Source organism: Pseudomonas sp. AS2.8, from assembly GCF_014190935.1.
Lineage (GTDB): Bacteria > Pseudomonadota > Gammaproteobacteria > Pseudomonadales > Pseudomonadaceae > Chryseomonas.
Window position 1 is genome coordinate 13211 of sequence record NZ_JACHVV010000004.1, and the last position, 15805, is coordinate 29015.

Annotated in this window: 12 protein-coding genes; 5 read left to right on the forward strand and 7 right to left on the reverse strand. The window is 68.8% G+C overall.

Features of this window, described 5'->3' with window-relative positions:
• Window positions 1-196: 196 nt before the first annotated feature.
• Entirely contained in the window at window positions 197-2638 is a 2442-nt protein-coding gene (locus tag FHR73_RS16745; protein ID WP_183632801.1) for a glycogen/starch/alpha-glucan phosphorylase, read from the reverse strand.
• A 174-nt stretch (window positions 2639-2812) separates the two neighbouring features.
• Between FHR73_RS16745 and FHR73_RS16750 the strand changes: the two genes are divergently transcribed.
• Window positions 2813-3559, forward strand: coding sequence for an SDR family oxidoreductase (locus FHR73_RS16750; protein ID WP_183632803.1), 747 nt, complete (start codon window positions 2813-2815; stop codon window positions 3557-3559).
• 3 nt (window positions 3560-3562) lie between these two features.
• Here FHR73_RS16750 and FHR73_RS16755 read toward each other — a convergent pair whose 3' ends face one another.
• The 4 genes from FHR73_RS16755 to ptsP form a co-directional block, all read right to left on the reverse strand.
• Window positions 3563-4918 carry a chloride channel protein gene (locus tag FHR73_RS16755; RefSeq protein ID WP_183632805.1) on the reverse strand — a complete coding sequence of 452 codons (1356 nt, stop codon included), beginning with the start codon at window positions 4916-4918 and terminating at the stop codon, window positions 3563-3565.
• Between the two features lie 73 nt (window positions 4919-4991).
• The gene (locus tag FHR73_RS16760) at window positions 4992-6749 is read right to left on the reverse strand and encodes a PTS fructose-like transporter subunit IIB (RefSeq protein ID WP_183632807.1); all 1758 of its coding nucleotides are present in this window, start codon (window positions 6747-6749) and stop codon (window positions 4992-4994) included.
• Window positions 6746-7714, reverse strand: coding sequence for a 1-phosphofructokinase (gene pfkB / locus FHR73_RS16765; RefSeq protein ID WP_183632809.1), 969 nt, complete (start codon window positions 7712-7714; stop codon window positions 6746-6748). Before pfkB ends, FHR73_RS16760 begins: the two co-directional genes overlap by 4 nt.
• A complete protein-coding gene (gene ptsP, locus FHR73_RS16770) occupies window positions 7711-10593 on the reverse strand; it encodes a phosphoenolpyruvate--protein phosphotransferase (protein WP_183632811.1) in 2883 nt (960 codons plus the stop codon). The genes pfkB and ptsP overlap by 4 nt, the downstream gene beginning before the upstream one ends.
• A 281-nt stretch (window positions 10594-10874) precedes the next feature.
• On the opposite strand from ptsP, the gene cra reads away from it, so the two are divergent.
• On the forward strand, window positions 10875-11867 hold the full coding sequence (gene cra / locus FHR73_RS16775) for a catabolite repressor/activator (RefSeq protein ID WP_183632813.1): 993 nt from the start codon (window positions 10875-10877) through the stop codon (window positions 11865-11867).
• The gene (locus FHR73_RS16780) at window positions 11864-12661 is read left to right on the forward strand and encodes a TatD family hydrolase (protein WP_183632815.1); all 798 of its coding nucleotides are present in this window, start codon (window positions 11864-11866) and stop codon (window positions 12659-12661) included. Before cra ends, FHR73_RS16780 begins: the two co-directional genes overlap by 4 nt.
• Here the strand turns inward: FHR73_RS16780 and ampD are convergent.
• Both ampD and FHR73_RS16790 read right to left on the reverse strand, forming a co-directional pair.
• Window positions 12658-13218: a 1,6-anhydro-N-acetylmuramyl-L-alanine amidase AmpD gene (ampD, locus tag FHR73_RS16785; protein ID WP_183632817.1), complete on the reverse strand. Its 561-nt coding sequence runs from the start codon at window positions 13216-13218 to the stop codon at window positions 12658-12660. The two genes, FHR73_RS16780 and ampD, sit on opposite strands and share 4 nt — an antisense overlap.
• Window positions 13218-13694, reverse strand: a complete 477-nt coding sequence (locus FHR73_RS16790; protein ID WP_183632819.1) for an FAD/FMN-containing dehydrogenase — start codon at window positions 13692-13694, stop codon at window positions 13218-13220. Before FHR73_RS16790 ends, ampD begins: the two co-directional genes overlap by 1 nt.
• 83 nt (window positions 13695-13777) lie before the next feature.
• Here FHR73_RS16790 and FHR73_RS16795 point away from each other — a divergent pair, with 83 nt between their 5' ends.
• Window positions 13778-14257, forward strand: a complete 480-nt coding sequence (locus FHR73_RS16795) for an MOSC domain-containing protein (RefSeq protein WP_183632821.1) — start codon at window positions 13778-13780, stop codon at window positions 14255-14257.
• Window positions 14258-14511: 254 nt separating this feature from the next.
• Entirely contained in the window at window positions 14512-15804 is a 1293-nt protein-coding gene (locus FHR73_RS16800) for an NAD(P)/FAD-dependent oxidoreductase (RefSeq protein WP_183632823.1), read from the forward strand.
• The last annotated feature ends 1 nt before the right edge of the window (window position 15805 follow it).

The window sequence follows — 15805 nt, forward strand, 5'->3', positions numbered from 1 at the left end:
GAGCGCAGCGAAGCCCAACATCACCTCGGGGCTGACAGTGTTGGGCTTCGACGATAGAGCCGTCTCAACCCAACCTACAGGCCACCGCAGGTTGGTTGAGCGCAGCGAAGCCCGACATTGGCTCGGGGATCGGCAAGGTTGGGCTGCGACGATGGAGCTGTCCCAACCCAACCTACGGGCCGCGAAACGTGCTCGACTACAGCGCCTTCCAGATCTCCGTGGCGTATTCGCGGATGGTGCGGTCGGAGGAGAACCAGCCCATGCTGGACGTGTTGATCACCGCCGATTGCCACCATTTGTCCGGCTGCTGCCAGCGCATTTCCACCTGGCGCTGGGCGTCCCAGTAGGCGTCGAAGTCGGCGCAGACCAGGAAGCGGTCGTGCCAGGTCAGGACGTCGAGCAGGCTGTTGTAGCGGGCCGGATCCTCGGGCGAGAACTGGCCGCCGCGCAATCCGGCGAGTACCTGGGCCAGGCGTGGCGAATTCTCGATGATGTCCGAGGAGATGCCGCCGCTGCGCTGGCGCTCCTCTACCTCGGCCGCCTTGAGGCCGAAGATGAACATGTGCTCTTCCCCGATCAGCTCGCACATCTCCACGTTGGCGCCGTCCAGGGTGCCGATGGTGAGGGCGCCATTGAGGCCGAACTTCATGTTGCTGGTGCCCGAGGCTTCCATGCCGGCGGTGGAGATCTGCTCGGACAGGTCCGCCGCCGGAATGATGACCTCCGCCAGGCTGACATTGTAGTTGGGCAGGAAGACCACCTTGAGCAGGTCGCGGGTCAGGGGATCGTTGTTGACCACCCTGGCCACGTCGTTGGCCAGCTTGATGATCAGCTTGGCCTGGTGATAGCTGGCGGCGGCCTTGCCGGCGAAGATCTTGACCCGCGGCGTCCAGTCACCATTGGGGTTGTCGCGGATGGCCTGGTACAGCGCGATGGTCTGCAGCAGATTCATCAGCTGCCGCTTGTACTCGTGGATGCGCTTGATCTGGACGTCGAACAGCGCGGCGGGGTCGAGGTCGATCTCCATCCGCTGCTTCACCAGACTGGTGAAGGTGTCCTTGTTGCGCTGGCGCTGCAGGGCGAAGCGCTCGCGGAAGTTGCTGTCGCTGGCATAGGGCTTGAGCTGCGGCAGGGTCTTTTCCGGATCATGCAGCACACCCTGACCCAGGGTATCCACCAGCAGGTCGGTGAGCGCCGGATTGGCCTGGTGCAACCAGCGGCGGAAGGTGATGCCGTTGGTCTTGTTGTTGATGCGATCAGGATAGAGGCGGTGCAGCGAGCGGAAGACCGTCTTGCGCATCAGGTCGGTGTGCAGACCGGACACGCCATTGGTGCTGTGCGAGCCGAGGAAGGCCAGGTTGCCCATGCGCACGCGGCGACCCTGGCTTTCGTCGATCAGGGAGACATAGGAGATCATGGCGCCATCGGTCTCGCCGCGGGCCCGCAGGGAGTCGAGGAACTGTGCATTGATCAGGTAGATGATCTGCATGTGCCGCGGCAGCAGGCGCTCCATCAGCTGCACCGGCCAGGTCTCCAGCGCCTCGGGCAGCAGGGTGTGGTTGGTGTAGCTGAGGGTGCCGACGGTGGTGCTCCAGGCGGCGTCCCAGGGAATGCCGTGGACGTCCACCAGCAGCCGCATCAGTTCGGCCACGGCGATCGCCGGGTGGGTGTCGTTGAGCTGGATGGACACGTGCTCGGGCAGACTGAGCAGGTCGTTGTGCTGCTTGAGGTGGCGGCGGGTCAGGTCGGCCAGGGAGGCGGCGACGAAGAAGTACTCCTGGCGCAGGCGCAGTTCCTGGCCGGCTTCGCTGCTGTCGGCCGGATAGAGCACCCGCGAGATGCTCTCGGCGCGCGCCTCGTTGGCCACGGCGCCGACATGGTCGCCGGCGTTGAAGGTTTCCAGGTGGAGGATCTCCAGCGGTCGCGCACGCCAGAGTCTCAGGGTGTTGGCGCCCTCCCCGCCCCAGCCGATCACCGGGGTGTCGTAGGCCACCGCGCGGATGCGTTCGCCGGGCGTCCAGGTCTGGCGGCGCGGATCGCCCTCGCCATAGGGGGCGACGTGGCCGCCGAAGCCGATCTCGTACACCACCTCGGCGCGCTCGAATTCCCAGGGGTTGCCGAAATCCAGCCAGTTCTCCGGCTGCTCCAGCTGGAAGCCGTCGGCGATCACCTGGCGGAACAGCCCGTGTTCATAGCGGATGCCGTAGCCGTGGCTGGCGATGCCCAGGGTGGCCATGCTTTCCATGAAGCAGGCGGCCAGCCGACCGAGGCCGCCGTTACCCAGGGCAGCGTCCGGCTCCAGGCCGCGGATGCGTTCCAGGTCGACGCCCAGGTCGGCCAGGGCACGGCGGGTCTCTTCGAGGATGCCGAGGTTGGACAGGCTGTCGATCAGCAAGCGACCGATGAGGAATTCCAGGGAAAGGTAGTAGACCCGTTTCTGGCCGGTGCGATAGGCGTCGCGGGTGCGACTCATCCAGCGGTCGACGATGTAGTCGCGGGCGGCCAGGGCGGTGGCCTGGAACCAGTCATGGTCGAGGGCGTTGTCGGGATCCTTGCCGACGGCGTAGGTGAGCTTGGAGAGGATGTTGGTACGGAGCGCGGAAACTTCGTTGGGCGAGATGAAGCGGGGTCTCGTCATCAGGATTGACCTCTGCAAGCGCTTAGGAATCAGATCGCGAAGTGGCCGCGGATAATGCGGCGCGTGCCGTTCGCCTTACTTTTAGGCGAAACGGCGGGGACGTCCAAGCTTTTTTTCGACACATCAGACGGTTAGCCGTCTCCCAGCCCTTCTCTCTAGCCCGAGGTTTTCACTATGCGCAAGACCCTGCTCATCACTGGTGCAAGTCGTGGCATCGGCCGCGCCACGGCCCTCGGCGCCGCCCGCCGCGGCTGGAACGTCGCCTTCAACTATCGCCAGGACGAGGCCGCGGCCCGGGCCACCCTGGCCGAGATCGAGGGCCTGGGCGCAGAAGGCCTGGCGCTGTGCGGCGACGTGGCCGACGAGGCCCAGGTGCTGGCGCTGTTCGAGCGCACGGTGGAGCGCTTCGGCGGGCTGGACGGCTTCGTCAACAATGCCGGCATCGTCGACCATTCCCAGCCGTTGGTGGACATGAGCGCCGAGCGCCTGCGGCGGATGTTCGAGGTCAACGTCTATGGCGCCTTTCTCTGTGCCCGCGAGGCGGCCCGCCACCTGTCGCGGGAGCGCGGCGGCCGCGGTGGCGCCATCGTCAATGTCTCCTCCATCGCCGCCCGCCTGGGTTCGCCCAACGAATACGTCGACTACGCCGCCAGCAAGGCGGCGCTGGACACCCTGACCCTCGGCCTGGCCAAGGAACTCGGTCCGCACGGGGTAAGGGTCAACGCGGTGCGACCGGGCGTGACCCTCACCGACATCCATGCCAGCGGTGGCCAGCCGGGGCGTGCCGAGCGCCTGGGGGTGAGCACCCCGCTGGGGCGTGCGGGTGACGCCGAGGAAATCGCCGCCGGCATCCTCTGGCTGCTGTCGGACGAAGCCTCCTACACCAACGGCGCCCTGCTGGATATCGGCGGTGGACGCTAGGGTCTAGTCGCGCCGGGGTGTGAGGGCATTGAGCACCTGTTGCGACAGCGCATGGTAGAGCGGCACCGGCATCAGCCAGCCGGAGACGGCGGCGGCCAGCAGGCAGGCCGCCAGCACCGGCAGCGCCATGTCCGGGCTGTGGGCCAGCTCCAGGGTGATGACGGTGGCGGTCAGCGGAGTACGGGTGACGCCGGCGAGGTAGGCGGCCAGGCCCAGCAAGGCACACTGGGCCAGACTGATGCCCGGCAGCCAGTCGACCAGCCAGGGGCCCAGGGCCGCCCCTACCGCCAGCGAGGGCGAGAACAAGCCGCCCGGGACCCCGGCCAGGTAGGAAACGACATTGGCGAGAAATTTCCACAGCAGGAAGTCGCCCCCGGTCACGGGTTCGCCGGCGAGGATGGCATGGGTCTCGGCATAGCCGGTGCCGAACACGTGCTGGCCGGAGCACAGCCCCAACGCCGCCAGCACCAGGCCACAGCCGGCGGCGAAGGCCACCGGGCGCCGCCCGCGCAGGGCATTCAGACGGCCCAGCCAGCCTCGGTCGGTGGGCAGCACCAGGCGGCCGTAGCACCCGCCGAGCAGTCCGCCGATGACGCCGATCACCGCCACGCCGATCCAGCCCAGGCCCCAGGTCAGGTGCAGGTCCAGGGCGCCGAGATAGCTGTAGGGGCCGACGATGCCCAGGGTGACGATGCCGCCGAGCAGCACGGCGGTCAGCACCAGGCCGCTGAAACGCTGCTCGAAGGTGTGGGTGAGTTCCTCGATGGCGAAGACCACCCCGCCCAGGGGCGTGTTGAAGGCGGCGGCGATCCCGGCGGCGCCTCCGGCGAGGATGAGTCCGGACAGGGTGCGGCGGCCATGCAGGCCGAGGCGCTTGCCGAAGCCGTAGAGCAGTGCGGCGCCGACGTGCACGGTGGGCCCTTCCCGACCCACGGAGCCACCCACCAGCAAGGCGCCGGCCGTGAGCAGCAGCTTGGCCAGGGCGATGGGTGGCGCCAGCAGCCGGGCGCGCAGATCCGCTTCGGGTCGTTCGAGGGTGGCGATGACCTGGGGGATGCCGCTGCCACGGGCATCGCGCAGCGCGCCCTGGGTCAGCCAGACCAGTCCGGCGAAACCGAGCGGCGTCACCAGCCAGGGCCAGAGGGCGCTGTGCTGCAGCAGCTGCTGAAAGAGGCCGAAGGAGGCGTCGGCCAGCCAGGCGAAGGCCAGCCCGGCCAGGCCCACCAGCACCGCGCCGACCCAGAAGGCGATGCGCTGGCGCCACTCGCGCAGCCGACGGCGCCGGCGATGGCGCAGCAGATGCAGCCGACGCCGGGCGGCGACTTCGGGATCGGTATCGGGAAAGACGGGATCGGACATGGAGAAGAGGACACCAGGAGGCGAGAGCCTCCCAGTGTAACCTCTTGTTACAGCGCTATCGTCAGGGCCCTGATCAGGCCGCGGGGACCAGTTCGGTGGCGGCCTCGTTGCGCTTGAGCACCGCGTAGATGACCCCGGTCACCAGACTGCCGGCGGCGATGGCGCCCAGATACAGCCAGGCATGGCTGATGGCGTTGGGGATCAGCAGCACGAAGAGGCCACCGTGGGGCGCCATCAGCTTGCAGTTGAACAGCATCACCAGGGCGCCGGTGAGGGCACCGCCGATGACGCTGGCCGGGATCACCCGCAGCGGGTCCTTGGCGGCGAAGGGAATCGCCCCCTCGGAAATGAAGCACAGCCCCAGCACCGAGGCCGCCTTGCCCGCCTCGCGCTCGCTCTGGGCGAACTTGTGGCGCGCCAACAGGGTGGCGATGCCCATGCCGATGGGCGGCACCATGCCGGCTGCCATGGTGGCGGCCATGGGACCGTAGGTCTTGGACGCCAGCAGGCCGACGGTGAAGGCATAGGCGGCCTTGTTGATCGGGCCGCCGAAGTCGATGCACATCATGGCGCCGAGGATCAGGCCGAGCAGCACGGCGTTGCTGGTGCCCAGGTTGTTGAGGAAGTCGGTGAGTCGACTCAGGGCACCGGCCACCGGGGTGCCGACCAGATAGATCATCACCAGGCCGACGATGAGGCTGGCGAACAGCGGGATGATCAGGATCGGCTTGAGCGCCTCGACGCTGGCCGGCAGTTTGACGTGCTGGGCGATGGCCTTGGCCACGTAGCCGGCCAGGAAGCCAGCGATGATGCCGCCGATGAAGCCACTGCCCAGACTGGCGGCCAGCCAGCCGCCGATCATGCCGGGCGCGAGGCCCGGACGGTCGGCGATGGAATAGGCGATGTAGCCGGCCAGTACCGGGACCATCAGCTTGAAGGCCGATTCGCCGCCGATCTGCATCAGCGCCGCCGCCAGGGTGCCCGGCTCCTTGAAGGCCTCGATGCCGAAGACGAAGGACAGGGCGATCAGCAGACCGCCCGCCACCACCATCGGCAGCATGTAGGACACCCCGGTGAGCAGGTGCTTGTAGACACCCGCGCCTTCCTTCTTGGCGGGCTTGGCGCCCTCGCCCGCCGCTGGCGCGGCGCTGCCGGCCAGGGTTTCGCCCTCGGCCAGGGCCTTCTTGATCGTCGCCTCGGGTTGCTTGAGGGCGACCCCGGTGCCGCAGCGATAGACGCGCTTGCCGGCGAAGCGCTCGACATTGACCTCGATGTCGGTGGCCAGCAGCACCACGTCGGCGTCGCGGATGGCCTCGGCCGGCAGCGGATTGCGCGCCCCCACCGAGCCCTGGGTTTCCAGGTGCAGGCGATAGCCGAGCTTCTTGGCCGCGTTCTGCAGCGCCTCGGCCGCCATGAAGGTGTGGGCGACCCCCGTTGGGCAGGCGGTGATGGCCACCAGCCGTGGCGTCTCGCTGGCACTGGCCGGCGCGCTCGGCGCAGCGCCACTGGTTGCCGGGGCCTGTTCCAGCACCTTCGCCTCGCTGGCGGCGCGTTGCAGGAAGGCATCGACGTCACGCAGGGCTTCGGCCGGCGCGGCGCGATAGACACGCTTGCCGACGAAGCGGGACAGGTCGACCGCCCCGGTATGGACCACCACCACCAGTTCGGCGCGCGCCACCTGGTCGTCGGTCAGCAGGGTGGCCTCGGGGCCGTCGTGGATCTCGACGCTGGTGGTCCAGCCGCGGCGCTGGGCGGCGGCGTCCAGCAGGCGCGCACTGAGCACGCTGGTGACCATGCCGGTCGGGCAGGTCGTGACGATGGCGATGTTCATGGGTTTACCCCTGATTCTTGTTCTAGCGGAAAGTCGGGAAGGACGCGTACCTGCACCTGGTCTTCGAAGACGGCGAGTTGCGCGGGATCGTTGATGCCGAAGCCGATCTGGGTGACCGCCAGGGCCGCGATGGCGGTGGCCGTGGTCAGGGTGCGCTCCGGCGACTGGCCGGTGAGCAGGCCGTGCAGCATGCCGGCCAGCAGGGAATCCCCCGCCCCGACGGTGCTCGCCACGGTGACCTTGGGCGGCTGCGCCTCCAGGGTCTGCCGACCGTACCAGCGCACGCCGTCGGCGCCCTGGGAGATCACCAGGTGCTCGATGCCGAGGGCCCGCAGCTGCTCGACCAGCAGCGCCTGCTCGGTGGCGGTCTCGGCCGGTGCACCACAGGCTTCGGCCAGTTCCTCGGTATTGGGCTTGATCAGCCAGGGACCGGCGGCCAGGGCGGCGCGCAAGGCGGCGCCACTGGTGTCCAGCGCCACCGGCAGACCCAGCGACTTGAGGCGACCGACCAGCGCGGCCAGCCACTCGGGCGTCACCCCGCGCGGCAGGCTGCCGGCCACCACCACGGCGTCATGGCCGGGCGCGAGACGATCCAGGGTCTCGAGCAATTCCTGCTGGGCCGCGGCGGACACCTCCGGGCCGGGCCCGTTGATGTCGGTGATGCGCCCGGCGGCCTCGGCCAGCTTGAGATTGCTGCGGGTTTCGCCGGCGACCCGGACGAAGGCATCGGTGAAGCCGCGGCGGGCGAACAGCGCCTCGAAGGCGGTGGCGTTGTCGGCACCGAGAAAGCCGCTCACGGTCAGGTCATGGCCAAGATCGGCCAGCACCTGGGCGACGTTGATGCCCTTGCCGGCGGCATGGACGATCACCGCCTCGCTGCGATTCACCGCGCCGGGCTTGAGCTCCGGCAGCTGGACGGTGAGGTCCAGCGCCGGGTTGAGGGTCAGGGTGAGGATGCGGCTCATCGCAGGGCCTCCACGCTCTGCCGCACTTCCGCGGCGGTGGCCAGTTCCAGGGCGCGGGCGGCGCAGGACTGCACCAGGCGCAGCTCCAGTTCGCGAACCCGGGCCTTGACCAGGGGCACGCTGCGGGCCGAGACCGACAGCTCGTCCACACCCAGGCCGACCAGTACCGGCACCGCCAGGGGGTCGGCCGCCAGCTCGCCGCAGACGCCCACCCACTTGCCGTGGGCATGGGCGGCACGCACCGTCATGTCGATCAGGCGCAGCACGCTGGGATGCAGGCCATCGGCCTCGCCGGACAGCAGCGGGTGGCCGCGGTCGATGGCCAGGGTGTATTGCGTCAGGTCATTGGTACCGACGCTGAAGAAGTCCACTTCCGGAGCCAGCACCGGCGCCAGCAGCGCGGCCGAGGGCACCTCGATCATGATGCCGACCTGCAGGTCGGTGGTGGGGATCTCCTCGCGCAGGCGGTCGAGGATGTCACGCGCCTGGCGCCACTCCTCGACCCGGCCGATCATGGGGAACATGATCCGCAGTGGCCGGCCGTCGGCGGCCTTGAGCAGGGCGCGCAGCTGGGTTTCCAGCAGCTCGGGGCGGCGCAGGGTCAGGCGGATGCCACGGATGCCGAGGAAGGGATTCTCTTCCGGCGGCAGCGGCAGATAGGGCAGCGGCTTGTCGCCACCGACGTCCAGGGTGCGCACCACCAGCGGCTTGCCGGCCAGGCCATCGAGGGCGCGGCGGTATTCCTGCTCCTGGGCGGCCTCGTCGGGCGCGCTGTCATGACTCATGAACACCAGCTCCGTCCGCAGCAGGCCGACGGCTTCGGCGCCCTGCTCCACCGCGGCGGCGGCCTGGGCGGTATCGCCCAGGTTCACGGCGATCTCGACGTGGTGGCCATCGCGGGTGGTGGCGCTTTCGAACCGCCGGGCCTCGGCGGCGCGGCGGCGCTCGGCCTGGACCTCGCGCTCGCGCTGCACGGCCTCGATGCGGCCGGCATCCGGGGCGATTTCCAGGGTGCCCTTGTCGCCATCCAGCAGCAGCACGCTGCGCGGCGCCAGGTCCAGCACCCGGCGACCGGCGCCGACGATGGCCGGGATGCCCAGGGCGCGGGCGACGATGGCGCTGTGGGAGCTGGCGCCACCACGGGCGGTGAGGATGCCGCAGACGCGCTCGCGATCCAGCCGCGCCACATCGCCCGGACCGACCTCGTCCATCACCAGCACATAGGGTTCTTCGGGTTCGCGGGCGGATTCGACCCCGCACAGCTGGGCCAGTACCCGACGACCGACGTCGCGCAGGTCGGCGGCGCGTTCGGCGAGCAGCCGGTCGTGCAGGGCTTCCTGCTGGCTGGCCGCTTCCTCGATCTGGGCGTCCCAGGCCGCGGCGGCGCTGGCGTTGGCCTTGAGCCGGGCGGCGATGCCCTGCTGCAGATCCGGGTCTTCCAGCATCTCCAGGTGGGTCAGGAAGATCTCGCGCAGGGCGCTGGCCTCGCTGCGCGCGATGAGCGCCTCGATGTCGGCGCGTACCGCGGCCAGGGCCGTGTCCAGGCGCTGGCGTTCGGCGGCGGCGCCTTCGCCAGTGGCGGGGTAGTCGAAGTGCTGGGGTGCCACCACATGGGCCGGGCCCACGGCCAGGCCGGGGGCGGCGGCCACGGCCTGGGCGCGATCGCCCGGGGCCAGCGGCAGCTGTTCGGAGGGGTCCACCAGGCTGATGGCGGTGACCCGGGCGGCACCGGCCGGAGCCGGGGTGCTGGCGGTGACCGGTTCCACTTCTTCGCCGAGACCGGCCTGCACGGCGCCGATCAGATCGTTCAGCGCGGCCGCGGCCGGGGTGCCGGGCTCGACCAGGAATTCCAGGGTCTGGCCGCGACGGGCGCCGAGCGCCAGCAGCCGCGACAGACTCTTGGCCGAGACCGGGGCGCCGTGGTCTACGCGCACGCGGATCTCGCCGTCATAGGCCTTGGCCAGCCGCGCCAGCTCCTTGGCTGGACGGGCGTGCAGGCCATGGGCATTGGCCAGCACCACCTGGGCACTGGGCCAGTCCGGGGCGACTTCGCCGCCCAGGGCTTCGAGCACGGCACGCCGGGAGGTGGCCTGGGCCAGCTCCTGGCCACGGCCGGCGACGAGCAGATCGCAGAGGCGTTCGAGCAGGGCGCGATGGCCCTCGCCCAGGCTGGCGAGGCAGAACAGGCCGCGCACCGGCTGCTCCTGCACCTGCAGGGTCTGCAGCGGGGTGACGAAGGCCAGGCCGGGGCGTTTCACCGCAGTCTCGCTGTTCAGCCACCAGAGGCCGTCGCCCAGCGGCAGCGGCTGGCTGGCCTGCAGGGCACCGGCGAAACCGGCCCCCACGCATTCCATGTGCTTGAGCATGCGCGCACCCTGCCAGGCCAGGTCTTCCAGGTCCTCGGCATCGATGGCCAGCTGCACCAGTTCTTCATCCAGCGCCAGCGCCTGGGGCGCGCCCTGCAGCAGGTCGAGGATCTGCTGGGGTTCGCGGGCGTCGCGCAGGGCCTGTTGCAGGTCGCTTTCGCCCAGGGCGCGGGTCAGCAGCTGCAGGATGCGCAGGTGTTCGTCGGATTTGGCGGCGATGGCGATGGCCAGGTAGGTCAGCTGACCGTCGCCCCAGTCCACCCCGTGCGGGAATTGCATCATCCGCACGCCGGTGACGAACACCTGGTCGCGGGTCTGCGGCGTACCATGGGGAATGGCGATACCCTGGCCGAGGTAGGTGGAGCCCTGGGCCTCGCGGGCCTTGAGCCCGTCGAGATAACCCGGGGCGACCAGACCGTCGGTCACCAGGGACTCGGCGAGCATGGCCAGGGCGGTCGCTTTGTCCGGCGCCTGCTGGGCCATGCGGATATGCTGGGCATTGAGTTCGAACATGGAAGGATACCTCCGGCGCCGCGCGCCTGATCCTGGCGCCGTGCCTTTCTTGTAATAGATGCTTGCCGGCTCGCTCAGCCCTGCAATCGCGTCGGGAGAGGCGTGGCAGGGCCCTTGGCAGATTCGTGCCAGCCCTCGGACAACAGAAAGCTGAAACGTTTCACCCAATGGGACTGGAACGTTACTCGATAATCGCCGATCCTTGAAGCACAACACACAATAAAGACCGTCTCGCCAGCGCCGTACAGCGCCAGGCCATTCAGGTCCCATGAGGAACAGGCGTGAAACTCAGCGACATCGCCCAATTGGCCGGCGTATCCCTCACCACCGCGAGCTACGTCATCAACGGCAAGGCCGCGCAAAGACGCATCAGCGCGGCGACCGTGGCGCGGGTCATGGCCGTGGTCGAAGCCCACGGCTACCAGCCCGACCAACGTGCCGCCGGCCTGCGCCGCGGGGCCACCCACACCCTGGGCTTCCTGCTGCCCGACCTGGAGAATCCCAGCTACGCGCGCCTGGCCAAGCAGCTGGAACGCCGGGCACGGGCGCGGGGCTATCAGCTGCTGATCGCCTGCACCGACGACAATCCCGACAGCGAACGCCAGCTCATCGCGCTGTTTCGCGCCCGCCGCTGCGACGGCCTGTTCACCGCCAGCAGCCTGGCCGAGGACGACGCCCCCTACCGGCAACTGCAGGAACACAACATCCCGATCATCGCCATCGACCGCCAGCTCGATCCGGCGCAATTCTGTTCGGTGGTCAGCGACGACCACACCGCCGGTCGGCAACTGGCGGCCACGCTGCTGACGCCGGACACCCACAGCATCGCGCTGATCGGCGCCCGCCCCGACCTGGCCATCAGCCGCGCCCGCGCCGCCGGCTTCGCCGCCGCCCTCGCCGATCATCCGGCACGCCACTGGGAGCGACATGCCCCCCACTACAGCCGGGAAGGCGGTCGCGCCCAGGCGCTGGCCATGATCGAAGAGCTCGGCCACTGGCCCGAGGCGCTGCTGACCACCTCCTATGTGCTGCTGCAGGGCGTGCTGGACGTGCTGCGCGATCATCCGCTGGGCGAAGGCGACACCCTGCGCCTGGCCACCTTTGGCGACACCCAGTTGCTCGACTACCTGCCGTTCAAGGTCAACGCCATCTCCCAGCAGCACGAAGTCATCACCGAGCGCGCCCTGGAGCTGATGCTGGACGCCCTGGAAAACGACCACTACCTGCCCGGAGTGCAGGCCATCCCGAGGGTGCTCAAACGCCGCCTGTCATGAGCCTGCTGATCGACACCCACAACCACCTGGACTATCCCGGCTTCGACGCCGCGCGACCGGGCCTGCTGGCCGAATGCGCGCGCCTCGGGGTGGTCCGCCAGGTGCTGATCGGCGTCGAGCGCAGCCAGTGGCCGCAACTCTGGCGGGTCGCCACGGCTAACACCGGCCTCCATGCGGCGCCCGGCCTGCATCCGCTGTACCTGCAGCGCCATCAGGAGGCCGATGTCGAGGCGCTCCGGGCCTTCTGCCTGGAACGCCGCAGCGATCCCCGCCTCTGCGCCCTGGGCGAGATCGGTCTGGACTATTTCGTCGCGGCGCCGGACAAGGCGCGCCAGGCCTGGTTCTTCGAGCAGCAGGTGCGCCTGGCCATGGAACTGGAGTTGCCGGTGCTGCTGCACGTGCGCCGCGCCCATGCCGATGTGGTCAGGATCCTGAAACGTCTCAAGCCACCCCGGGCCGGCATCGCCCACGCCTTTTCCGGCAGCTATGAAGAAGCCCGCGAATACCTGCGCCTGGGCTTCAAGATCGGCCTGGGTGGCGCGCCCACCTGGCCGCAGGCGAAAAGACTGCAGCGGGTACTGCCACAGTTGCCGCTGGAAGGCATCGTGCTGGAGACCGATGCTCCCGACATGCCACCGGCCATGCATCCGGACGTGCGCAACAGCCCCACCCATCTGCCGGCCATCTGCGCCGCTCTGGCGCCCCTCTGGCAGGTCTCACCCGAGACCCTGGCCACCGTTACCACCCGCAATGCCTGCGCAGTGTTCGGCTGGGACGCGGAGCGGCTGGCCTAGACGTCGCCGTCCTGCAACTCGGCGTACAGACGCTGCCAGTCGAACGCCGGTCCCGGATCGGTCTTGCGCCCCGGGGCGATATCGCTGTGGCCCTGGATGCGCTCGGCGGTGATCGCCGGATAGGCGCGCTGCAGCGCCCGCGTCAGCCGCCCCAGGGCACGGTACTGGGCGTCGGTGTAGGCCAGGTCGTCCGTGCCTTCCAGTTCGATGCCCAGGGAGAAGTCGTTGCAGTTCTCGCGTCCGTCGAAGAACGAAACGCCGGCATGCCAGGCGCGTTGCGCGCAGGAGACGAACTGGGTCACCGCCCCGTCGCGCTCGATGAGAAAGTGCGCCGCCACCCTCAGCTCGGCGATCTCCGCGAAGAAGGGGTGGGCCGAATGATCCAGGCAATTCTGGAAGAACGCCTGGACGCAGCCGGTGCCGAATTGCCCGGGCGGCAAGCTGATGTTGTGGATCACCAGCAGGGACACCTCGGTCCCTGTCGGGCGTTCGTTGTGGTTGGGCGAAGGACACAGCCGCGCCTCGCGATACCAGCCATCGACGAACACCCTGTCCATCAGCGGGCCTTGGCCTTGAGCGCGTCACGCAGCGCGCTGGCGTCGCTGAATTCACGCTGGCTGACGAAGCGACCATGGTCGAGGGTCACCCAAAGCACCTTGTCGGCAGCGCCCGGAAAGCGCGGCACGATGCGCGATTCGCGATCGAGCAGGACCCGGTAGCCATACTTGCGCATGGCGGGTACGGCAAACATCCGGGTGATGGCTGCCGGCATGCTGCTGATGTCGGCGATGTAGGCCACCCGGGTGCCGTCGATATAGTTTGCCGGCTGGTCGCGCATGGCTTCCTTGACCAGGCCGGAGCCGCTCATGCTGCGCGCCACCAGCAGGACCTGCAGCTGGTCGTCGAAGGTATAGGGCTGGTCACGCTGATCGAGCAGGGTGAAGGGCGCCACCCGCTCGCCGGGTTCGAGCGCCAGGGCGGTTAGGGGCAGCAGCAGGCACGACAGCAACAACGCCAGAACTCCAGCGCGCATGGCATCCTCTCTTGAACGGTCTATCGAGGCCGTTATCCTGCCCTACCGCTCGAATTGGCACCACCATCGCGTCGAGGAGCCCCATGATCCCCCTCAAAGAACTGCTCGCCCATGTCCCCCAGTCCGGCGAGGTGCGCTGGATCGGCGTGCGACCCGCCTCCCGCGCACCCATGGTCGAGATCGAGGCCGTGGAAGCCCGGCGTGACGCGGGCCTGACCGGCGATCATGCCCGCCCTACCGCGCGCAACCAGCGCCAGGTCACCCTGATCCAGTGGGAACACCTGCCGGTGGTGGCCGCGCTGATCGGCAAGACCGTCGCACCCGCCGATCTGCGCCGCAATCTGGCCATCGCCGGGATCAATCTGTTCAGCCTGAAGAACCGGCGCTTTCGCATCGGCCAGGCGATCCTAGAGACCACGGGCTGGTGCCAGCCCTGCGCGCGCCTGGAAGAACGCCTCGGCCCGGGGACCTTCCAGGCCATGCGCGGCCATGGCGGCCTCACGACCCGGGTGCTGGAAAGCGGCATCATCCGCCTGGGCGATCGGGTGGAAGTCCTGGATTGACCCCAGTTTCTCCAAGGTCGAATGGCCGGGTCAGCCCGGTTAAACTAGCACTACCTCTCGTCGCCGCAGATGTCCTTACCAGAGCAGATGCAAGCCGCTTCCCTTGAAAGTCATGACTTTTCGCCCATCTTCCTTGCTAGATGTCTCGACTCGCGCGCTTCGACGACCCCAGATTTCCACCGGCCCGGGACTGCGCCCGCTTGCGGCGACGCGCCCGGTCCGGCTCATGCTTTCCTTCTCTATGAGTGCTCTCCATGACCCATCGCATCGTTATCGTCGGCGGCGGCGCCGGCGGCCTGGAACTGGCTACCCGCCTGGGCCGTAGCCTCGGCAAGCGCGACCAGGCGCAGATCGTGCTGATCGACGCCAACGCCACCCACCTGTGGAAACCGCTGTTGCACGAGGTGGCCGCCGGCTCGCTCAACTCCACCGAGGACGAGCTCAGCTATGTCGCCCAGGCCAAGTGGAACCACTTCGAATTCCAGCTCGGACGCATGACCGGGCTGGATCGCGAGCGCCGCAAGGTGCAACTGGCCGCGATCGAGGACGACGGCGCCATCCTGGTCCCGGAACGGGAGATCGGCTACGACTCCCTGGTGCTGGCCATCGGCAGTACCACCAACGATTTCGGTACGCCGGGCGCTGCGGAAAACTGCATCTTCCTCGACACCCGGGCCCAGGCCGAACGCTTCCACCGCAAGCTGCTGACCCACTACCTGCGCGCCCATGTCAGCGAGCAGCCGGGCGAATACATCGAGGTGGCCATCGTCGGTGCCGGCGCCACTGGCGTGGAACTGGCCGCCGAATTGCGCAATGCCGCCGAAGAGCTGCAGGCCTACGGCATGGACCGCATCCGTCCCGAAGACCTGCGCATCACCCTCGTCGAGGCCGGTCCGCGCATCCTGCCGGCGCTGCCCGAGCGGATCGCCGGCCAGGCGCACCGCACCCTGGAGAAGCTCGGCGTGCGGGTGCTGACCGGCTCGGCGGTCAAGGAGGTCCGCGCCGACGGCCTGCAGACCGCGGGCGAATTCGTTCCGGCCAGCCTCAAGGTCTGGGCCGCCGGTATTCGCGCCCCGGCCTTTCTCAAGGACCTGGCGGGCCTGGAGACCAATCGCATCAACCAGCTGGTGGTCAACTCGACGCTGCAGACCACCCGTGATCCGAATGTCTTCGCCCTGGGTGATTGCGCGGCCTGCCCGCTGACGCCCGGCGACACCCGCACCGTGCCGCCGCGCGCCCAGTCCGCCCACCAGCAGGCCTCGCTGCTGGTCAAGACCTTCAAGGCGCGGCTGGAAGGCAAGCCGCTGCCCGACTATGTCTACAAGGACTACGGCTCGCTGATCTCGCTGTCGCGCTTCAGCGCGGTGGGCAATCTCATGGGCGGCGCCCTGGGCAGCCTGACCCTGGAAGGCTGGCTGGCACGGACCTTCTATGTCTCGCTGTACCGGATGCACCAAGTCGCCCTCTATGGCCCGCTGCGCGCCCTGGCGCTGTTTGCCGGCGATCACCTGAGACGCAAGACCGAACCGCGCCTCAAGCTGCACTAAG